Raw genomic sequence first — 21,922 nt, 5'->3', positions numbered from 1 at the left:
AGGACGCGCAGTCGAACCTGCGGCTTCATGCTCCACTGGACCCGCGGAAGATTTTGGAGCGGATCGACGCGCGATAGTGGTCGAACTTGTCGAATGCGTCAGCGAGAGCATCGGACGTGCAATCGAAGCCGTCCGATGCTTTCACCCTTTGGTTTGGAGCATCTTTTCACGCAAAGCCGGTTCCCGCTTCCCGCGTTCGATGCTTCAACACATATCACTTCATGCGCTCCCGATGGGCGATGAGTGTTGTGAGCGCCACTCCGAGAAAAGCCCCCAACGCCTTCACCAGGCCATCTGAAAGACGGCCATGGCGGCCCGGGACATAATTTTGAGCGATCTCAAGGAAAGCGGTCACCCCGATAAGGGAAATCAGGATCGCATATCGGTGCTTCGGGTAGGCATAGCAGAATGCCGCCCCAATGAGCGCGAATGCCCCAAGACGCTCCAGACTGACGGGCGCCTGTGTCACGGGCCGCATCCCGATCGGTGAGAGGGTAACGACCCCGATAGCACCAAGAAGCAGCCAGGCCGCTACACGAGAGACATTCTGAGGCGGCATCTTGATCCGCTTAGCCAGTTTCCAGGAGTTCATACGTGTTTTGCACCACAATGGTAATGAATGACGACGCTGCAGGATGCTTTGAGGTTCGATTTGGCGAAGTCTCTCCATTCTTGCTGTCTCTATCGGATCGGCCCGGGCGGTTCGCCCATTGCCCCCATATGGGGTTGCTTTCTACAGAAAGCCGCCCCCTCTCCCCGAATTCGATACTTCGATACCACTATGGGCTAGGCCCGCTTACGAAGCCGATATCGTATAATTTGGTCCAAACTATAAGCATCGAGGTGGACAATCGAACTGCGATCTTCACATTGTGAGCCGGAGCGATCCCACCGCATCGACGCCCATCCTCGTATCGCCGAGACGGGAAGCGCATCCCATCGCCCGCGATCAGTTCCTGAGCCCCCAAGCTAAGCCTCATTCCTTCGCCATCTTATCGAACAGCCAAGAGCAATAGCGTATCCGCATCGGCCTTTGCTCATATCTTTCGATGTAGAGTGTACATACATCAAAATATCCGGGTGCCCTTACTTGCTTCCGTTGTATCTTGAATGTTCCATTGGAGAGCCTCGCATGAATGACGATGCCGTTCACTAGGATTGACTGCATTTGCGCATACCAGCATCCCCTAATAGACGGGATCCATCTATGACTTTGGCTGCAGACCCTAGGTCCGGGACCGCGATGCCGGTCTTCGAGAATGACGGCTTAGAGGTAATAGCCTGCATGCTCGATGCAAGACCCGACTTCGTCCGCGAGATTGGCGCTTGCCTGACCGAGGACGAACACCGGCGCGCAAGGGACCTGACATGGGAGCGAGATCGGCGCCGGTTCATGGTTACCCGGGGTCGGCTGCGGCATGTCCTCGGTTCCAGATTGGGGATCCCGCCATCCGATATCGAATTGGAGTATGGTCCCTATGGCAAGCCCCGCCTCTCGCGCCGCATGCCCGTGCAGGGATTGCACTTTGGAGTCTCCCGATCCGGCGACCTCGCCGTCATTGCCCTCTCGGATGCACGAGAGGTGGGAGTGGACATCGAAGAGGTGCGCCCTGTCGCCGAAGCAGACGACATCGCAGCTCTCTGCTTTTCCGTCGCTGAGCAGGAATCCTATCGAGCTCTTCCTCCCGAGGACCGTCCGGATGGCTTCATGCGGCGTTGGACTCGACTCGAAGCCATATCCAAAGCCCTTGGGTGCGGTCTGGGGGATCCGACCGCCCCCGACGACCGGGATTGGTCTCTCCACACTTTCATTCCGAAAGTGGGCTACATCGGGACCGTGGTCGTCGAGAGTTGAAGTGCATGCAATGACATCCTTCGCCTATAGATCGACGCCGATGTACGGAAACTCAGATTCTTCCATCCGGAAGCATGTGCGTTCATCCGGACTACAGGTGTTCTCTATTTCCACCATAAATCGAGCGCGCCGGACGGCTCCAGCGCGGCCATGGGACGCCCGCACAAATCGGTCGTACCTGGATCATCGGCGCGCGGGAATTTGCTGCGTCTCCGCTGTCAATCATGAAGAAGTGATGGGAGGGCTCTCATGAACACGCACGTGCTGAAGATCCCGGACCTTCTCGCAGACTTCGCGAGCAAAGACATCACAGTCTGGGTGGATGGCGACCGCCTGCGCTGCAATGCGCCCGCGGGCGCGCTCACGCCGGAGTTTCGCGACCAGCTGCGAGACCGCAAAGGCGAGATCATCGGGTTCCTGAACATGGCCGCAGCGACGGTCCGGCAACAGCCCGCCATCGTGCCGCTCCAGCCCCACGGGACGCAAGCACCCATCTATGCCGTGCCCGGGCACATCGGGGCCGTCATTTCGTTCTCCGATTTCTCGAAGCATCTGGGCGAGGATCAGCCGTTCTTCGCGCTGGAACCGCCGGGCCTCGACGGTCGAACCGAGCCGATGGATCGCGTCGAGGACATCGCCGAGTACTTCGCCGACCAGATCCTTGAGTTCCAGCCGAGGGGGCCGTATGTCATTGCCGGCTATTGCTCCGGCGCCGCGACGGCATACGAACTGGCGCGGCTTCTTGATCAGCGCGGGGCGGACGTCCGATGCGCGGCCCTCTTCGGCCCTCTTCATCCGAGCACCTACCAGACTTTGCCCCGGCTGCTGTTCTTCTATGCCCGGCGCCAGGCAGGCGCTGTTGTCATGCACCTGCGACAGCTGGCGAAGCTACCGTCGCTTGAAGCGCGCGTCCGGTATGTCACCGATCGCCTCCGAAAGCGCCGCGAGGAAGCCGGATCGCTTCTGGCCAAGGGTCACAACCGCGGGGAACCGGTAAAAGACGATCCGGTGCTGGAGCGCAGAGCCCGGCTCAAGGATACAGCCATTACAGCCCTGCGGCGGTACATTCCCGCTCCATACCGTGGCCGTGTCTGCATCTTTCTTCCAAACAAGGCTTGGGTTCGATCCGGTGCGGCGCCGCACCGGTGGTTGCGGGCAGCGCCTCATGCTGAGTTCTATTACGGGCCGAAGGATTGCTACGGCCCTCATATGCTCCAGGAGCCGGACGCGCCGGCCATTGCCGAGCTATATCGTTCTTCCACCCGAAGAGCCGCAGGAGGCATTTGAGTTGATCCCCACATTCCGCGACGGAGAGCGAGTCCTATGAATGAACTCCTGCCTTTAACCACAGAGAGCGTGCCTCTCGCTCACCTGCATGATCGCGATCATCAAGCATTGGTCGTCGAGTACAACGCAACATCCGCGCCCTATCCGTCGCACCAGACGGTCGTGGATCTCTTCCGAGCGCAAGTCGCGCAGAGCCCGGATGCCGAAGCAATTCGCTTCGGGGCCGAAAGTCTGACATACCGGCAACTGAATGAGCGTTCCAATCAGATGGCCGCTCGGTTGGCCTCGAGCGGTGTCGAGCCCGGGCGGATCGTCGTCGTGTTCATGGAACACTCCATCGAGGTTCTCGTCGCGATCCTGGGCATCCTCAAATCCGGCGCGGCCTATGTGCCGGTGGATGCAGCGACGCCGAAGGGACGCCTCGCCACGATCCTGAAGGACATCGCCGATGGCATGGGAGGGCAGATCCCGGTTGCGGTCACACAGGCGAGCCTGCAGCCTGTCATTCCCTTGGGCCTTGCCAAGACGCTCGTGCTCGATGCGGATTTCCGGTCGATCTCGGGTGAGCCTGCGTCCGACCTGCCGTCTGCAGCCTCTCCGGACGGCCTCGCCTACATCATCTTCACCTCCGGATCGACAGGCACGCCCAAAGGCGTCATGATCGAGCATCGGAGCCTGGTGAACTACATCTGGTGGGCGGCCCGGATGTATAGCCCCGGCGAACGCCTCGCGTGGCCCTTGTTCTCATCCTTGGCCTTCGACCTGACCGTCACCTCACTCTTTACCCCCCTCATCACCGGCGGTCGCATCGTGGTGTACCGCGGGGATCCCGGCGTGCAAAGTCTGGTCGTGTTCAAGGTCGTCGACGACAATGCCGTCGATATCGTGAAGCTGACGCCTGCGCATCTTGCGATGATCCGCGACCGCGATCTCAGCACCACCCGTCTGCGCAAGTTCATCGTCGGCGGCGAGGACTTCAAGACCGAATTGGCTCGCGATATTACGAAAGCCATTCCCCATCCGGTCGAGATCTACAATGAATATGGCCCCACCGAAGCGACAGTGGGCTGCATGATCCACAGGTTCGATTTCGAACGGGATCAGTCGCCATCCGTTCCGATCGGCACTCCGGCGGCCAACGCCGGAATCTACGTCCTCGACGAGCGACATCGGCCCGTTCCCACGGGGATCGTCGGCGAGATGTATATTTCCGGTGATGGACTTGCGAAGGGCTATTTCAATCAACCCGCAATGACCGCTCAGCGGTTCCTGACGACCGCCGATCCCCGGGATCAGGTTTCGACGCTGCGCCTGTACAAGACAGGCGATCTTGCCCGCTGGAACTCGGAAAAGCGCTTGGACTTCCTCGGCCGCGCGGACCATCAAGTTCAGATCGGCGGAGCTCGCGTGGAACTGGGCGAGATCGAGGCCCAGCTCCTGAAGCATCCTCACATCCAGGAATGTGCCGTCACCCTCGTCACTGCCGCGGCGAAGAAGCCGCATACGCAACTGCGCTATTGCGAGCGATGCGGCCTCGCGTCCGACATGCCCGGCGCGACCTACGACTCGGCCGGTGTTTGCAATCTGTGTCGAGCCTTCGACACTTATGTCGACAAGGCGCAAGGCTACTTCAAGACACCGGATGACCTCGAGGCTCTTATCAGGGAGATGCAGGAGAAGCGGAAAGGTCCCTATGATTGCATCGTTCTTCTGAGCGGCGGAAAAGACAGCAGCTTCATGCTGAGTAAACTGTGCGCGATGGGAGTGAATCCTCTCGTCTTCACTCTGGATAACGGCTTCATCTCGGAAGAGGCCAAGACGAACATCAGAAGGCTGGTGAACACACTCGGCGTTGATCTCCATTGGGGGAGCACGCCGCATATGAATGAGATCTTCGTCGACAGCCTGAAGCGGTTTGCAAACGTCTGCAACGGGTGCTTCAAGACGATCTATACCCTTGCTACCAACCTCGCCCGCGAGAAGGGCATCAGCTATATCGTCACCGGCTTATCGCGCGGTCAGTTCTTCGAGACGCGGCTGACCGAAGAAGTCTTCAAGCGCGATGACTATGCTCCAGAGCGCCTGGACGCGCTCGTCGTTGAGGCGCGCAAGGAATATCATCGCCGCGATGACGCGGTGTCGCGCTATCTCGATGTGGACATCTTCCGGAGCGACTCCGTCTTCGAAGAGGTAAAGTTCATCGATTTCTATCGCTACTGGAGCGTTCCACTAGAGGATATGCTGGAATTCCTGAAGACGCAGGTGGGATGGAGCCGGCCCTCGGACACCGGACGCTCGACGAATTGCCTCATCAACGATCTGGGCATCTACGTTCATAAGAAGCAACGCGGATACCACAACTACTCCCTGCCCTATAGTTGGGATGTGCGGCTGGGCCAGAAGACGCGCGACGAGGCCATTGACGAACTGAACGATGAGATAGACGTGCATCGTATCAAGGAGATCATGGCCGAAATCGGCTACGTCGAACCCGCCGCGACCGAAGACGGCATCGCGCGTCTTGTCGCCTATTATGTCCCTTCGAAGAACGTGAGCGTAGCGGACCTGCGTGCTCATCTTACCGAACACTTACCGGAAGCCATGATGCCGACACATTTCGTCAGCCTGGAGCGAATGCCGCTCACGACCAACGGCAAAATCGATCGCACGGCGCTTCCCGACCCGACTGCGGATAACATTCAGGTCGAGCAAGACTTCATCGCCCCGGAAACGGCGACAGAGAAGACGCTCGCGGCTCTGTGGTGCGACCTCCTCAAGGTCGATTCGATCGGTCGCAACGACAACTTCTTCAATCTGGGAGGGCACTCGCTGCTGGTGATGCGCGCGGTATCTCGCCTACGGGAAACATTCGGCGTGGATGTTCAGCTCCGCAATCTCTTCGAGCGTCCGACGGTGGCCGGACTGGCGGAGGTCATCGACGGAATGCTCTGGATGGCTGGGGCGCGGGCCTCCTCACCGTCTCATGGACCGAGAGAGGAAATCGAACTCTAGAGCATCGGGCGCAAAAGCGGGAACCGGGTTTGCGCGAAATGGTGCTCAAGACCAGAGACTGACAGCATCGGATGGGGGGCGATCTCACGTTCGATGCTGTCATATCGTACGGAACTGACGGGCCGCATGAGTGAGAAGTAGCCCCGGTTTTCAGCAAGAACGATGCGCTCTTCACGAGTGGAGAAAACGATGAGCGGAGCCGGGGGAGAAGCACGGGGTCTGAGGCTGCCCTGGGCGTCGGGGGAGTACGAGATCCTGCGACACCAGGTGCGGCGCTTCGTCGAGCAGGAGATCAAACCGCATGCGGATCGCTGGGAAGAGGAAGGGTTCATTCCCCGCCCGGTCCTGCGACGCATGGGTGAACTCGGCTTCTTAGGCATCCGATATCCGGAGGAATACGGTGGCTCCGGGATGGATGCGATCGCATCCGCAATCTTTGCCGAGGAGCTCGGGCGTTCGACCTATGGCGGCGTCGGCATCGCGACGTTGGTGCACACCGACATGGCCTCCGTGCACCTCTTCCATGACGGAACAAGGACGCAGCGGGAGCGCTGGATGCCCGGCATCATCTCCGGTGAGGTGATCACGGCCGTTGCCATTACGGAACCGGATGCCGGCTCGGACGTGAAGAGTATCCGCACGCGCGCCCGCCGGGACGGCGGATCCTATGTTATCGACGGCGAGAAAGTCTATATAACGAACGGCGCCCATGCGGATCTCATCTTCGTCGCCGCCAAGACCGATCCATCGGCCGGGAGCAACGGAATCACGATGTTCATTGTCGAGAAGGGCATGCCGGGATTCCGGGTCGCCCGCGTGCTCGACAAGCACGGCTGGCGCTCGTCCGATACGGCGGAGCTCGTTTTCGACGGCTGTCGCGTTCCCGCCGAGAATGTTCTCGGCGCGGAGGGACAAGGCTTCTACTCGATTATGGGCAACTTCCAGAACGAGCGCCTCGTTCTCAGTGCCATGGCGATGGGGGCAGCTCAAGCCGCGATCGAACTGACGCTCGCCTGGCTGAAAACCCGCCGCATATACGGAGCAACTCTGTGGGATATGCAGGCCATCCGACAACGTCTTGCGATGCTTTCCGCGAAGGTGGAAGCGAGCCGCCAGTTCGTCTACGCCACGGCCTATCGCATGGCAGCGGACGAGGACTGCATGCGCGAGGTCTCGATGGTGAAAGCCGTTTGCGGGGAACTCGTCAATGAGGTCATGTATGCCTGCGTGCAGTTCCACGGCGGCATGGGCTTCATGCGGGAGAGCCCGATTGAACGCATGGCGCGCGATGCCCGCGTTCTGTCGATCGGCGGTGGCGCGACGGAGGTGATGCTGGACGTGGTCGCGTCGATGTCCTGATCCGCGTCGGATGGCGGCGGCAATGTCGCCGCGGTTCTTCGCGGCAACCGATGCGCCGTTCTCTAGGGCGTTCTCTAGGGCGTTCTCTAGGGGAAGCATCGGATAGAATCCCAAAAGCGGATTCCACGTTCCACGTCCGCTGCTTTCGTCGCTCTCACGAAAAAATGGCTCCCAGAGAGGGCCTCGAACCCCCACGCCTTTCGGCCGCGCGTCAACAGCACGCTGCGTCTTCCAATTCCGCCACCTGGGATTATGCGTTGTCCGTAGCTGATGAGGTGACAGAGCGATCTGGAGAAAGCTCTGCATCTTCTTACGTCGCCATCGGCATAATTGTAGCCGAATCCCGCATAGACAGACCATATCTAGAAAGACGAAGTTGTTGCGAGCGAGAATTACTCCAAATGATAGTTGCCGTACGCGGTGCCTGCCGGACGATCAACTGCCGCACGACATCCACTCTCCGCTGGCCGGCTTTGTCGTGGGAGGTCGGGTCCGAGGCGTGAGAAATGGGATCGTGAAAGGCTTCGATGATCGCGGTCGCCGTATGCCATCGAATGGCTGCGTCCGACCTGAACGAGCGTGAATCCTGCGGCGGCACGGGCGCATAGAAAGCGCTAGCGCATCGTGCGAAACAGCGGTCCCGGTTTTTCGCCAGAACGATGCGCTCATCGCAGAAGGGAGCATCGGATTCGATCCCAAAAGTGGTTTCCACTTTTCACGTCCGGTGCTCTAAACGGATCCAAAAGAGCCTGCGGCTTGTCCGTACGGGCGGACGGCAGCATTGCGCCCGCCGAATGGCCTCTCGTCCAACGGGCTGTTGTGAAAATCTGAGGGTTCGAAGGGGTGGCAAATGAAGCCTTGCCACCCCCGCGAGCCGTCCCTCGATTGCTGTGACGTCCTGCTGCCGCTTTGGGCAGTTCTCCCTAAACCGCAGGCCCGGGTCACTGCGTATCATTGATCGCGGTTAGTTTGGGCGCTTCAGGACGCTAGTCGGACAATACCTACGGATTGTTCCGCAAGGGTCCGGTTCGAACGAGCGTCGGCCTTCACCCAGGAAGCCTCCAAAGGGTTACGTAAAAATCCGTCGTAATCCTACCCGCCCTGCTACGCTTGTTAATCTATGTTAACTCCGCCATCTCTTCAGCCCAAGCAGCAATAACAACAAGAGGAAATAATGCCCCACAGGCCTCATCAGATCTATCACAGGCACTCGCTAAGCCTTACTGCCACCATGCGGGAGGTTACTCATACTCTCGGGAACATCGACTTCGCTGCCGAGCTCGAACTGGAAAATGCCGAGTCGAGAGCTATCGACCCGGAGCTGAAAGCGTACATCAAGGATAAGATCAGGGCCGCTCATGGGGAGAGACGTCAGCCTTATCTGGACCTCCTTGAGACTTTGCGATGGCAACAGCACCGCCGACCCTTCGCATCCTGAAGGCGTCGAGGTTGAGATGACCAATCCTCAACCCGGATAACTGAGCAGCCCAGCTGCACGAAGCGTGGGGACCGTCATGGATCGCGTCCGGAATTGTACAGGAACCGGCAGGGCTATCGTGGGAGGCACATAGTGGCGAGCATGAAAGCAGAACCTCAATCCGATCTTCTGAGGCGCATTGCCTGGCTTGAGCGCGAGCTTGCGGCCCTAGAAGGGGAGATCGTACGACGTCAACGGATCAAGATCTTGAACCAGGCGCGACACGATGATGCTCTTCAAAGGCGCGCTTACTTCTCACGAGGCTTGTACCCTGAGAAGGGACATTAGGCGCTTCACTGTGCGCAGCTTCAACATTCAAGTTCGGGAGGAACGACAATGATCGACAATCGTGACGAACTGGGCTCTCTTATCCGAGCTTACGAGTCCGAGGCTCAGACGCACATTGCCGATGCGCGGCGGGCAGATACCGAGTTTCAACGGTTATTTCACGAGAGGCGAGCTGCTGAGGCGCTTCAGAAAGCCCAGAAGTATCGTCAGGAATTGCAACATCCCTTTCATGATGGGTGAGTATAGCACCCGAACGGCGGGCATCGCCGACGGGTGTGTTCAAGCTCGGCCGATCGAAAGATTAACATAGGTGGAAAAGTGAGGAACGCCTCGGGGTGGTCGACGCGTTGTATTGCCGACGACCAGGACGGCAAGGGGACTTCACGGGGACTTCACGCAAGCGCTGCCATTGTTTCGGTTCTTGCGAGGACCCGCCGCTGCGGCCCATGTCAGATTGCGTAATTCCGTTTCAGACACCAGACCAGTCCCCTCATATTGTCAGGGAGAGACAATGTCCGCCACCCAACGCTTCAGCCAGGCACCGCCCGATAGGGCGAATGAGCTCTTTGAAAAGCTACTTGCGACCTCCGATAGTGCGATCAAGACCCGTGAGCGTCTATTCGCCAACCTGAAGGAAGAACTGGAACTTTTGGCCTCCTTGCAGGAGGAATATCTGTTTCCTGTCCTCCGGGAGCACGGAATGCAGGAACTCGCGCGCGAGGCCAACAACGATAATGAGCAAACCAGTGCCCTCTTAGGCGATCTCGACACAATGCCTAAGAACAGCACGGAGTTTCTCGCCAAGGTCGTCGAGCTGAGACGCATTTTTCAACAACACATTCGAGACGACAGAAACGAACTGCTTCCGGCCGTGCTCAAGGTTCTGAGCCACGAAGAGGTCGAGGCCGTTGTCGAGAAAGTGGAGGATGATATGGCAAGTATCGATGAGGCAAAACGCGCTGAGGCCCGCCGCGCCCGCGAGCAGGTTGCGACTGTTCAACGGGTGACGGAAGATGTGGCCGACACGCTGCGGGCCAGCGTCGAAAGTGCCCAAACCTTGGCTCAAGCCATGCAGGAAGCCATAGAGACCGGCTTCGGGGCGCTTTCCGAACTGACCCGTCACTCGACAGGCCATGGCCTGGCGCTCGGAGGCCACCACGACAACGGGGCGCTGGGCCTGAGTGAAGAGGCAGCGCACAATTTGCGTGCGGTCGCTCAGTCAAGCACGGCACTCGCCCGGGGCCTACAGGAGGTCTCTCGCGAGGTGGTCGACCGCAGTCAGAAGCGCCTGCAACGAAACCTTGATGGCCTGCAGGTATTGGCTCGCTCCCGAACGATGACAGACTTCGTCGAGGCGCACACAACGCTCCTTCGAGATAACCTGGAGCAGACGATGGAGAACAGCCGGCGCATCGCCGAGATCACGATCCAGATGGCTGAGGAAGCCACACGGGTCGTGACCATGCAGGCTGAAAGAGCTGCTGAGCGGGTCGGCCGCGCAGCGTAAGCCTCTCGGTTCAAGAGAAACGCTCCCGGATCACTGGCCGGGAGCGTTGATGCGGGGCCAGATATCGAGGATGGGATTCTGGGAACCTTATCGGCCGACTGAGCAGGTCGTCGGCTTTGGCGATCCTATGATTTCGCCTGTAAGCCTGCCATAACGGCGAGCTGTACCAATTCAGGAAGGCTATGCGCGCCAAGCCGCTCCATGATGCGGGCCCGATGCGCTTCGACTGTCCGCGGGCTCAGCCCAAGATCTCGTGCGATCGTCTTGTTGGTGCCTCCGGCCAGCAATCCGTCCAACACCTCCCGTTCCCGCACCGGTAGCGCCGCGATGAGCCCCTTCACCCGTTCGGTGGCCTGATCGCGCTCGGCCCGCTCGCGAATGGTCGTCTGAGCGGAGGCGAGCGCTTCCAAAAGCTGCCCGGGCCGATACGGCACGTCGAGAAAATCCGCTGCGCCCGCCTTCATGGCCTGGACCCCAACCGTAACATCCCCACGCGCCTCACCGATCACGATCACGGGCAGGCCGCCACGTCGAGCCTTCAACTCTTTCGGAATCAGCAATTCCCCGGCCCCGGGATTGCGGATATCGATCACCACGCAGCCGGGCACCAGCACTGGCGCGATCTCCAGAAAAGATTGAGCCGAGGCAAACGCCTTCACCACATAGCCGGCTTCCTGGAGCAGCAGACACAGATCCCGGCGGGACGCGGGGTCGCCGTCGACCACGTAGACCGCGGTACCATCATGAAGGGTAATGTCCTTGGCAATGCCGCCGATCCGCCGAATCCGCCTTTGCTCATCGAGGATCGGGAAGCTGGTGGAGTGAATGTGACGCATGCTTCCGTCCGGCCGAACGATGCGGTACTCGTAAACGACGGTTTCGCCCTTCAGGACACGTTCGGTGGTTTGGAGCGCACGCGCTCGATCCTCCGGATGGGCAGTTTCAGCCCACTGGTCGCGGTACTGGAAATTTTCCGGAGGCTGGCCCCAGATCCGGCCCACGGCCGGGCTGATGTACTCGATCCGTAAGGTTTGGGCATTCAGGATCCAGAGCATGTCGGTCGAGTGCTCGGCAAACTGCCGGAAGCGCTCCTCGCTCTCCCGAAGGGCCGTTTCGGCCCGCGCTCTGAGGACCGAAGTCCAGGTGCGCTCGGCCACCTCCTGCACCAACGTCACCTCATCGTCGCGCCAATGACGAGGCTGAACCTGATGAACGTAGAGGGCCGCGACGAGGCGATTGTCCCGAAGGAGCGGCGCGATAATGCTGGCACACTTGCCGGCGCGGAGGAACGCACCGGCAAAGCGCTCCTCCGCCGTGCGAGGGTCCGTCAAGGCATCGTCGATCCGCACCGTATGCCCGGCCTTCAATTCATCCTCGAGGAGCGCCTCGAAGTCACGGACCCGGTGTTGGCCCGCAAAGGCCGGGGCTTCTCCCTCGCTCCATTCGCGCTCGACGGTGAAGAACTCACCGGACTCGCTGAACTCGGCATAGCCGACGCGACTTGCCTTCAGATGCCGCCCGAGCATTGCGGCGGCCGTGGCCATGGCATCGCGAGCCTCGGCTATGCCGCGCAAGCGGGTGCTCAGGTCGATCAGAAACCGGAGCCGCCGCTCTCCAAGGACCCGCTCCGTGGTCTCATGGATGATGATGAGAACACCCCCCACATCGCCAGTCTCGATCATGACCGGGCTGAACGAGGCATTCCACCAGGTGGCCTCAGGATAGCCCTTGCGCTGCACAATCCAGACAGGCACATCGGGGATGTATATCGCTTCGCCGCGACGCGCGCGCGCGACAAGCGGCGAGGCGACATCCCAGATTTCGGCCCAGGCTTTCGGCAGGGGCTGCCCGAGTGCCTCTGGTCTGATGCCACGCAACGGGAGACAGGCATCATTGTAGAAGGTGATCAGTTCCGCCCCCCAGAGCAGGTAGGTAGGCATCTTGGTTCGGAGCAGGTTGCCGAGTGTGATCTGGAGTGAGGGCGGCCAAGTCTCGATCGGGCCGAGCGGGGAGGATGACCAGTCATGGGCCTGAATTCGGGCGCCCATGGTGCCGTCACTCGTCAGGAGCTGCATGGTGTTCAAGCCGTGAACCTCCTTCCTCAGTTGACTACGCCAGATCAATCTCGGTCAATCTTGACCATCTCGCACTGCCATTGATGCATCCGAAATATACGCCTTCATCGCCGGGCGCGGGAGATCGTCGTCAGGATGCGTCGCCAATCGTCCCAGCCACGGTAGAACCCGTATTCCTACGTCGTAGTGTCCCGACATGACGGAGTGAATATTCCTGAATATCCAGGGCTCCCGACCCTGTGAGCTTTGCCCCTTCGAGCGGGACCTTGAAGCGCCCCTTACGACAGCGGGCGCTTTCTTTTTGCAATCCCAGGAACGCCGCGAGCGGGCCGACCCTGTCGATTATTCACGACCGGATGAGGCTTTGTCGGAATCGCGGGGGTCTTCCGCTCCTCATTCGCCTCAAATCGAGTTTGCCTGTATTGGAAGGCTCGACCTTCCATCATTCAACGCTTTTCTCACCAAGATGACATCCGATCTCTTCTCGAAAGCCCAGGAACGGCGTCCCAAGCCCCTTGCCGCCGAGATTCGCCCGCACACACTCGATGAGCTTATCGGACAGCGGCACATTCTTGGGCCGAACGGGCCGTTACGCCGACGCGTCCAGGCAGGACGTCTCGGAACGGTCATCCTCTTCGGCCCGCCAGGGGTCGGAAAAACGACGATCGCCCGAGCAATCGGCCAGGAGATGCGGAAGGAATTCCGCTCCCTTCACCCGGCCAGCAGCAACGTGTCCGATATCAAGGCGGTGGCTCAGGAAGCTCGTGCCAAGGACGTCCTGGTCTTCATCGACGAGATCCATCGATTCAGCAGTGCGCAACAGGACTATCTGCTCGACCTCACCGAAACCGGCACGTTCGACCTGATTGCGGCAACGACCGGCAATCCCTATCACGTGCTCACGCCTGCGCTCGTGTCCCGGGCCTCGATCTTCCAGCTCGAACCACACTCTCTGGACGACCTGAAGCAGGTCGTCGCGCGGGCCGTGGACTTTCTCGCGCAGCAAAAGGGGCTGGATGTCCGTCTCGACGGCGAGGCGCTCAAGCAACTTACCGGACGAGCGGGAGGGGACGCCCGCCGGGTCCTGAATGCCCTCGAGACCCTGGTGCTCGGATCGCCCCCCGGTACGACCGTCCCGATCACCGGGCCGATGGTGGACGAGGTCTATCAGGCCTCCCCCCTCCCCTTCGACAGAAAGGGCGACTTTCACTACGATACGATCTCGGCTTTCATCAAATCGATGCGCGGATCGGATCCTGATGCGACGCTCTATTGGCTGGCCCGCCTCATTCATTCGGGCGAGGACCCCCGTTTCATCGCCCGCCGCATCCTCATCCATGCCTCGGAAGATGTCGGACTTGCTGACAACACAGCGCTTCAAACGGCTGCTGCCGCTCTCACGGCCGTCCAGCACGTGGGCTACCCGGAGGCCCAGATCGTCCTCGCACATGCCGCCTTGCACATAGCGCGGGCTCCGAAATCGAATTCGGCGTGCCGCGGCATCGGGGCGGCGATGTCTTATGTCAAATCCCAGCCGATGATCTCCGTGCCACCGCACCTGCGGGACGGACATTACGCCGGAGCAGCCAAACTGGGCCATATCGGCTACCAGTTCCCGCATGACGATCCCCGAGGATGGGTTGATCAGACCTACGCTCCTGGAATCCGATCCGGCCAGTTCTATCAGAGCGACGGCCGCGGCGGTCAGACGTTCGAGGCACGGGCCGATGCCTGGTGGGAGCGCGTGACGGGCCAGCCGCAGCCACAATACGGGCAGGATGACCCTGACCCGGACGACAGCGGCAATCCCGGTAAACCAGGCTCGAAGGTTTCCCGTTGACGCGAGACTCGATGGTTTGATGAGACGAGACGATGGCGCAAGTCCTGAGACGGAGGAGCACCCCTCCATCGGGGACTCAGGTTGGCCGAATCCGTGCAGCCTCAAAATGCTCCATGGGACTTGGAACCCGCATGAGATCGCGCACTATTCGGAAAGGGAGCGGCTGCTGGCCACCCCGAAATAGCACAGTCCGTCTCCCGGCTTTGCCGTGCTGTTCGGAAAGATGATGAAGCCATCCTTCGAAGCGGTTATCGTCTCCCCATCGGTGCGGCGGACGATCACCTGTCCGGCAGCAATCGCATCACCTGTCCTCCATTCTCCCTCCAGCCGATCGCCTTCGGCCTCGCAGACGAAGATATCCGTCACTTGAATCACGGTCTCGGCCGCAACCTTCGGCGGCGGAGCATCGATCAACCCGAGATGCGCGAGAGCATTGACGATCGCCGTATACCCGACCTCGGAGGCGTGGGGATCGTCATGCGAGCCGCATTCCAGAGTGACGCCGTAGCCGCCTGAAAAACGCATATATTCCGTGGTGCCGACGCCTTCCGAAATCGTCCTGCTCGCATGACCGAGCCGCTCGCGCTCCTTGAGAAAGCGGCCATAGACGTCAAGCCAGCCGTGGATGACGACGGCGGTACCGAGCCTTGCGGCAAAGGCGCCCTCGGCCGTGGCATGCCGGAACGGCTCGATGGGTCCGGTATTGTCGAGAGGGCCGGCGAAAATGAACGGCTCGCCCTCGCCGCGGAATGAATGAAGGTCGAGAAGGACCTCGTGCTCCCGCAACAGCGAACAGATATGATTGCCGACCCGGTCCTCGTAATCTTCCGGGATCGTCTTCTCGCGCAGATCCCTGTTCAGGTTGCGGTCTCCCTCCCGCGTGCCTTGGCGATAGGCCTTCATATTGGCGACCGGCAGGAAGGTGACCTCGCCCCGCCGAATCGCAAGACGGCCCGCGCGGCAATCGTCGATCGCGCGCAGAATGGCCTGCGGCCCGCAAGTCTCGTTGCCGTGGACGGCCCCGATGACAATCAGCTTCGGCCCTCGGTCGAGTCCGGTGAAGCGCACCGTCTCGACGGGGGTCTCCGGATCAAGCCGTTCGCGATCATCGGCCTGCGCATAGCCGATATCGATCAGCATTCCGGGCCTCAGGCGTCGGACCAGATCGGGCATCCGCTCCTTTGGAATCCCGATGCACCCGGCTGTGCCGCTCATATCGGCCCGGGCGGCATGGATGAAGATGGCGCTGCCGCGACCGATCTCGGGAACGGAATCGTTGAACCCGATCGGAATGATCACATCGAAGAGGCGCTCGGGGCGGGGTCTCGACAGCCTCTCGCCGGATCGCTCGTCGTTCTCGGAAAAGACCAGTCGATTGTACTCGCTCCCCTCCTCCTCCCAGATCATGTCGTCCGAGAGCGGAACGAACGGAAAAGCAAGATCGCGCGGGAAGTCCGGAAGGGCAGAGCCATCGAAGAAGCCATAGCGCAATGGGAAAACCCCTATCGGGGTTCGCGTGTCCCCCTCGCGCTTGAAGGACGCATGGATAAGCCCGCCTGCCCCGACGGTGCACGGGATCGTCCAGTCGCCGATCGTCAACTGACCAAGATGGGAGCCTCCCTCCTGACGGGGGACGCGAACGATGATCTTGGGAACGGTGGTCATGGCGGTATGCTGCTCTCGGGCTGTCACTCACAATGAATCGGCGGAAGATCTCATGAAGGTCCCGTCAGCCCGGCGAGATCAGCATTTCGTCCGGAACGGTGATCTCGTGAGCCCGGCGGCATCGGACGAGATGGGCTTCGCCGATTTCCTCCAGCATTGGTACCGGCGGAACGCGACAGATCTCACGCGCTTCGGGGCAACGCGGGTGAAAGCCGCATCCAGCCGGGACATGGAGCGGATTGGGAATCTCGCCACTGATCTTTTCGCCTCGGCTACGGCTGAACGGATCCGGAATCGCCGAGATGAGCGCCCGCGTATATGGATGCCGCGGCTTCGTGAAGATCGATTCCCAGCCGCCGGTTTCGACAATGCGGCCGAGATACATGACGGCGACCCGATCGCTCATATGTTCGACGACGCCGAGATCGTGGCTGATCATGATATAGGAGAGGCCGAGCGTCTCCTTGATCTCCAGGAGCAGGTTGATGATCTGCGCCCGGATGGAGACGTCGAGGGCCGAGACCGGCTCGTCGAGGATGATGATCTTCGGTTCCAGAATGAGCGCGCGCGCGATCCCGATGCGCTGGCGCTGGCCACCGGAGAATTCGTGCGGATAACGCGCTGCATGATCCGGCCTCAGGCCGACACGCCCGAGGATCTCGGCGATACGCCCATCGATCTCGCTCGGTGTCGTGATTCCATGGAGGCGAAGCGGTGCTTCGAGGGTCCTGCGGACCGTCTGGCGCGGATTGAGCGACGAATACGGATCCTGAAACACCATCTGGGCGATGCGCGCACGGGTCTTCCGGTCCATCCCCTCGCCGGAGACCTCATGCCCGTCGAGAACGATCCGTCCGCGGGTCGGCTCCTGAAGGCCGAGGATCGTGAGTGCCAGGGTCGACTTTCCGCAGCCCGACTCACCCACGAGGCCGAGACATTCGCCACGCTTCAGTTCGAGATCGACGCCATCCACCGCGTGGAGGAAGCGGCGCGGGCCGCTGAAAAGCCCACCTCCCATCGGGAAATGCACGGCGAGGTCCTCGACCTTGAGGATCGGGTCGATTGGGGAACTATTCATGGTAGTGGCACCGTACGAAGCCGCCGCCGGCAAGCGCCGTTATGCCGGGATCTTCCGCTTGGCAGCGCTCGGTGGCGGCATAGCAGCGAGGATTGAAGCGACACCCGGCCGGAAACGCCGACACAGGCGGGACGACGCCGGCAATCTCCTTAAGGCGCTGGCGGCCATGGCGCGCACGGGCTCCGAGCAATGGCAGCGAGGCCACGAGGCCGCTCGTATAAGGATGGCTCGGCGAACGAAAGACATCCTCCGCAGGGCGCTCCTCGACGAGCTTCCCTGCATACATCACGCCGACCCGGCGACACATATTGGCGATGAGGCCGAGATCGTGGCTGATCATCAGGACGGCGGTACCCTTGGCGGCCGAGAGCTCCCGGATCAGATCGAGGATCTCGGCCTGTACAGTCACGTCGAGCGCGGTCGTCGGCTCGTCGGCCAGGAGCAGGTCCGGGCCGCACGCCAGGGCGATCGCGATCATGACACGCTGGCGCATGCCTCCGGACAGCTGGTGCGGATAATCCTTGACCCGGCGCTCCGGCGCCGGAACTCGCACGCTGGCGAGCGCCTCCACGGCCAGGTCCTCGGCCTCCTTCCAGCTCGCCCCCTTATGCAGGACGAACATCTCGGCGATCTGACGACCGACGGGAGACAGAGGATTGAGCGCCGTCATCGGCTCTTGGAAGATCATGGAGATGCGGTTGCCGCGCAGCTTGCGCATCTCCGAGGCCGGCAGCCCCTGGATCTCGCGACCGTCGAAACGGATTCTTCCACCCCCGACCAGAAGAGGCTCCCGCAGGAGGCCAATCAGCGAGAGGGCCGTGATGCTCTTGCCACAGCCGGATTCGCCCACAAGGCCGAGCGTCTCGCCCCGATTGATGGTGAAGGAAACATCCTGCACGGCAGCAAAGCGCTTGCTGCCGAGTGCCAGATCGATCCTGAGATTGTCGACCTCGAGAAGCGGCTGTCCCGTCATGCGCGCCTTGTCCGTGCCTGGGGATCGAGGATGTCGCGCAGGCCGTCTCCGAGCAGGTTCAGCCCCAGAACCGTCATGAAGATCGCGAGCCCGGGAAAGATCGAAATCCATGGCGCCGTGGTGATCTGATCGCGGGCATCCGACAGCATGCTGCCCCAGCTCGGATAAGGCGGCCGAATGCCGAGACCGAGGAACGAGAGCGCGGCCTCGGCCAGGACCGCGCCGCCCATGCCGAGGGTGCCGATGACGATGATCGGCCCCAGCATGTTCGGCAGGAGCTGTGTCAGCATGATCCGGATATCGCCGTATCCGAGCACTTTGGCTGCCTGGACATAGCCCTGGCTCTTGAGCGACAGCGCCGAGGCCCGCGCCAGCCGGCACGTGAACGACCAGTTGGTGAGGCCGAGCGCGATCAGCAGGCTGGTCAGGCCCGGATTGAGGATCGCCATGATGGCCAGCGCAAAGACGAGAGACGGGATCGCCAGCATCATGTTGGTCAGGCCGCTGACGAAATCGTCCCACCAGCCGCCCCAGTAGCCTGCCGATAGCCCCAAGCACACCCCGATGACCGTGTTGATGAGCTGCGAGACGATACCGACGGTGAGCGAGATCCGGGCACCATAGAGAACGCGGCTGTAGATGTCGCGCCCTTGCGCGTCGGTGCCGAACCAGAATTCACCGCCGGGAGGCTCCTCCGCATACATCAGATTGGCACCCATGACCGGATCGGTATGCGCCAAGAGCGGAGCGCAGAGGCCAGCGATGATCACGCCGGCGAAAAGCACGCCTCCAATCACGAGATTGGCTCTGAACTTCATGTCATGGCCTCACGTGTACTTGATGCGCGGGTCAATGATCGCGCAGAGAACATCGACAAGCATGTTGATGAAAAGAAACAGGAGAACGATCACCAGGATCGAGCCCTGAACCACGGGAATGTCGCGCAAGGTCACGCTGTCGACCAGGAGCGACCCGAGCCCCGGCCACGAAAACAGCTTCTCGACCACCACAGCCTGGCCGATCACCGTGCCGAACTGAAGACCGATGGTCGTGAGGATGATGACGAGCGCATTGCGGGTGAGATGCCAGCGCACGACCCTGCCCTCGCTCATGCCCTTCGAGCGGGCCGTGCGAACGAAATCGGCGTTCATGATTTCGAGCACGGCGGCTCTGGTGGTTCGAGCCATCAGAGCCAACGGCGCGACGCCGAGCGCGATGGCCGGCAGGATGAGATAGCGCGGGTTCCCGCCGCCATAGCCGAAGCTCGGAAGCCAGCCGAGCAGCAACGCGAACACGTACATCAGCATCAGGCCGAGCCAGAACTTCGGCAATGACAATCCCGATACCGCGCCGATCATGGAGATGGTGTCGATCCAGCTTCCCGGTCTCAAGGCCGCGATGAAGCCCAACGGCACTCCGACGAGGATTGCGAACAGCATCGCGGCCAGCGCGAGCTGCGCGGTCGGCCACAAGCGATCGGCAATGACATGCGTGACGGGCTGCCTTGTTCGGAAGGAGTTACCGAGATCGAAGGTTGCGAGCTGAGCGACATATTTCCCGAACCGGACATGGACCGGATCATTCAGGCCGAACTCTTCGTTCATGCGCTGCATGACGTCAGCGTCCAGCACGCTGCGCCCGTCGTCGCTCATGCTCGACGCAAAGGAACCCGGAATGACGCTGAACAGGACGAAGATCAGAGCCGCGACGGCCAGGATGATGGGCAATGTCTGCAGCAAGCGCCGCACGATGAATGAAAGCATTCAAGGCTCCTGACCACCATCCCGGGCCATGGATCCGGGATGGTGGGATCTGCATTCGAAAAAATGTGCGCTTGTTCGAACGCAGTCTATTTCGCGGCAGGTGAAGAGCTATCGACCCACATATCCTCATAGTTCTGAATCGCCAGCTCGGTGGCATTCGGCTGCAGCCCCTTGAGCCAAGGTTGGTAGGCCATGATGGCCTTATTGTAGTTGAACCACCACATCGGCACCTCTTCGCGGAGGATGGCGTTCGCCTTTTTCAGACCCTCGAGTTTCTTGGCCGGATCGTCGGTCGCAGTCGCCTCGTCCAGGATCTTGTCGAAGTCGGCGTTCTTGAACTGAGTATAATTACAGGCCGATTGCGGCGTTGCCGAATGGAAACATTTGAGCGATGTCAACGGGTCAGGCCCGGAAGTCAGAGACCAGTTGAATGCCTGATAATCACCGTTGCGGGCGACCTCGGATAGCACCGTGCCTTCGACAGGCTTGATCTTGACCTTGATTCCGACCTTCTCAAGCATCGGAATGGCAGCCTCGGCGATGGGAATGCCCCAGCTTTCGTTGGAGGTCGCCGTCCACTCGAACTCGAACCCATTGGGATAGCCGGCCTCGGCCAGGAGCTTCTTCGCCTTCTCCGGGTCGTAGGGATAAGGCTTCATGTCCTTGTCGTAAGCGGGCGACGAGATCGGAAGCCAGCTCGTCGCGCGATAGGCCTTGTCCTTCAAAAGCCTCTTGATGATGAGATCGGAGTCGATCGCATAGTTGATGGCCTGCCGTACGCGCTTGTCGGCAAAGGGCTTGAAATTCGGATTGAAACCCGTGACGCGAGTATAGACCTCGGCGACTTCGAGCAGCCCTTTCGACAGGTCCGGATCGGCCTTGTAAGCGACGTACTGCGTCGGACCGAGGATGGAGGCGTCGATCTCCTTGTTGCGGAAAGCGACATCCCGGGCCGCGGCCTCGCCCATGATCGAGACCGTGACGCGGTCGGCATAGGGCTTGCCGGGCTGATAGAACTTCTCCCAGCGCTCCGCGACGAGGCGCGAACCGGGCACATACTCGACGAACTTGAACGGTCCAAGACCGATGGGTTTCGTCGCGAAGGAATCCTTCGACGCCTCGTCGGCCGGGTAGATCGACGTCAGGGCGGCATAGAAATTGAAGCCGGGATCGACCTTCTCGGAGAGAGTCATCTCAAGGGTGAAGTCGTCGATCTTCTTCAGACCGGAGATTTCCTTTGCCTGTCCCTTCTCGACGTCGATGGCACCCTTGATGATGCGCACGTAGCGCGCGCCCGGAAAGGCCTTCGTGCCGTCCATCAGGCGGGTATAGGTCCAGATCACGTCGTCGGCCGTCATCTTGCGACCGTTGTGGAAATAGGCGTCGTCCCGCAGCTTGTAGGTATACACCAGGCCGTCGCCCGAGACTTCAACCGCCTTCGCCAGATCAAGGACCGGCTTGTTGGCATTCGAATCCCAGTTATAGAGCGCGCGGTGAATGGCTTTGGCCCAGATCTCGTCTTGGGCCCGGTTCGAGGTGTGGATGTCGAGATTCGCAAAGCTCGATCCGTAAGGCGCGGTGAAGCGGATCGTACCGCCCGTCCTCGGGGTTTCCGCATAGGCGCCTGCGCTCATGGCGAGAGCGAGCGCAGTGGTGATGACAAACTTCTTGAGCACGGCTGATCCTCCAAGCTGTGGCAGTTGCGGACGCGCCGGCTGGATGCCGGCCCGCAAGATACGAACC

Annotated in this window: 15 protein-coding genes and 1 tRNA gene; 7 read left to right on the top strand and 9 right to left on the bottom strand. The window is 60.8% G+C overall.

All coding sequences use genetic code 11. The features are described 5' to 3' along the window. Positions 1-214: 214 nt before the first annotated feature. Positions 215-670, bottom strand: coding sequence for a VanZ family protein (locus tag RE429_RS25620; RefSeq protein WP_414474554.1), 456 nt, complete (start codon positions 668-670; stop codon positions 215-217). Positions 671-1,243: 573 nt separating this feature from the next. Here RE429_RS25620 and RE429_RS25615 point away from each other — a divergent pair. The 4 genes from RE429_RS25615 (at position 1,244) to RE429_RS25600 (ending at position 7,513) form a co-directional block, all read left to right on the top strand. Continuing rightward, the gene (locus tag RE429_RS25615; RefSeq protein ID WP_414474553.1) at positions 1,244-1,855 is read left to right on the top strand and encodes a 4'-phosphopantetheinyl transferase family protein; all 612 of its coding nucleotides are present in this window, start codon (positions 1,244-1,246) and stop codon (positions 1,853-1,855) included. Positions 1,856-2,104: 249 nt separating this feature from the next. Further along, positions 2,105-3,142 (top strand): thioesterase domain-containing protein, encoded by a 1,038-nt coding sequence (locus RE429_RS25610; RefSeq protein WP_414474552.1) that lies wholly within the window; start codon positions 2,105-2,107, stop codon positions 3,140-3,142. Positions 3,143-3,178: 36 nt separating this feature from the next. Further along, on the top strand, positions 3,179-6,154 hold the full coding sequence (locus RE429_RS25605) for an amino acid adenylation domain-containing protein (protein WP_414474551.1): 2,976 nt from the start codon (positions 3,179-3,181) through the stop codon (positions 6,152-6,154). 189 nt (positions 6,155-6,343) lie between these two features. Beyond that, positions 6,344-7,513 carry an acyl-CoA dehydrogenase family protein gene (locus RE429_RS25600; protein WP_414474550.1) on the top strand — a complete coding sequence of 390 codons (1,170 nt, stop codon included), beginning with the start codon at positions 6,344-6,346 and terminating at the stop codon, positions 7,511-7,513. Between the two features lie 165 nt (positions 7,514-7,678). Here the strand turns inward: RE429_RS25600 and RE429_RS25595 are convergent. Beyond that, positions 7,679-7,763: transfer RNA gene (locus RE429_RS25595), tRNA-Asn, on the bottom strand. 1,563 nt (positions 7,764-9,326) lie between these two features. Between RE429_RS25595 and RE429_RS25590 the strand changes: the two genes are divergently transcribed. Continuing rightward, the gene (locus tag RE429_RS25590) at positions 9,327-9,518 is read left to right on the top strand and encodes a hypothetical protein (RefSeq protein ID WP_414474549.1); all 192 of its coding nucleotides are present in this window, start codon (positions 9,327-9,329) and stop codon (positions 9,516-9,518) included. A 271-nt stretch (positions 9,519-9,789) separates the two neighbouring features. Continuing rightward, positions 9,790-10,785: a phasin family protein gene (locus tag RE429_RS25585; protein WP_414474548.1), complete on the top strand. Its 996-nt coding sequence runs from the start codon at positions 9,790-9,792 to the stop codon at positions 10,783-10,785. 125 nt (positions 10,786-10,910) lie between these two features. Here RE429_RS25585 and RE429_RS25580 read toward each other — a convergent pair whose 3' ends face one another. Continuing rightward, a complete protein-coding gene (locus tag RE429_RS25580; protein WP_414475926.1) occupies positions 10,911-12,860 on the bottom strand; it encodes a PAS domain-containing protein in 1,950 nt (649 codons plus the stop codon). A 466-nt stretch (positions 12,861-13,326) separates the two neighbouring features. On the opposite strand from RE429_RS25580, the gene RE429_RS25575 reads away from it, so the two are divergent. Further along, entirely contained in the window at positions 13,327-14,700 is a 1,374-nt protein-coding gene (locus RE429_RS25575; protein WP_414474547.1) for a replication-associated recombination protein A, read from the top strand. A gap of 144 nt (positions 14,701-14,844) precedes the next feature. On the opposite strand, the gene RE429_RS25570 is transcribed toward RE429_RS25575, so the two are convergent. The 6 genes from RE429_RS25570 to RE429_RS25545 form a co-directional block, all read right to left on the bottom strand. Next, positions 14,845-16,365 carry a succinylglutamate desuccinylase/aspartoacylase family protein gene (locus RE429_RS25570; protein WP_414474546.1) on the bottom strand — a complete coding sequence of 507 codons (1,521 nt, stop codon included), beginning with the start codon at positions 16,363-16,365 and terminating at the stop codon, positions 14,845-14,847. A gap of 64 nt (positions 16,366-16,429) precedes the next feature. Beyond that, positions 16,430-17,443, bottom strand: a complete 1,014-nt coding sequence (locus tag RE429_RS25565; RefSeq protein WP_414474545.1) for an ABC transporter ATP-binding protein — start codon at positions 17,441-17,443, stop codon at positions 16,430-16,432. Then, positions 17,436-18,416 carry an ABC transporter ATP-binding protein gene (locus tag RE429_RS25560; protein WP_414474544.1) on the bottom strand — a complete coding sequence of 327 codons (981 nt, stop codon included), beginning with the start codon at positions 18,414-18,416 and terminating at the stop codon, positions 17,436-17,438. Before RE429_RS25560 ends, RE429_RS25565 begins: the two co-directional genes overlap by 8 nt. After that, entirely contained in the window at positions 18,413-19,234 is an 822-nt protein-coding gene (locus RE429_RS25555; RefSeq protein ID WP_414474543.1) for an ABC transporter permease, read from the bottom strand. The genes RE429_RS25560 and RE429_RS25555 overlap by 4 nt, the downstream gene beginning before the upstream one ends. A 9-nt stretch (positions 19,235-19,243) precedes the next feature. Then, a complete protein-coding gene (locus RE429_RS25550) occupies positions 19,244-20,179 on the bottom strand; it encodes an ABC transporter permease (protein WP_414474542.1) in 936 nt (311 codons plus the stop codon). Positions 20,180-20,265: 86 nt separating this feature from the next. Continuing rightward, positions 20,266-21,813 (bottom strand): ABC transporter substrate-binding protein, encoded by a 1,548-nt coding sequence (locus tag RE429_RS25545; protein WP_414475925.1) that lies wholly within the window; start codon positions 21,811-21,813, stop codon positions 20,266-20,268. Positions 21,814-21,922: the final 109 nt, after the last annotated feature.

Source organism: Microvirga sp. M2 (assembly GCF_047497095.1).
Classification (GTDB): domain Bacteria; phylum Pseudomonadota; class Alphaproteobacteria; order Rhizobiales; family Beijerinckiaceae; genus Microvirga.
The sequence above is the reverse complement of the archived record's forward strand: the minus strand, read 5'-3'. Positions and strand labels throughout refer to the sequence as shown.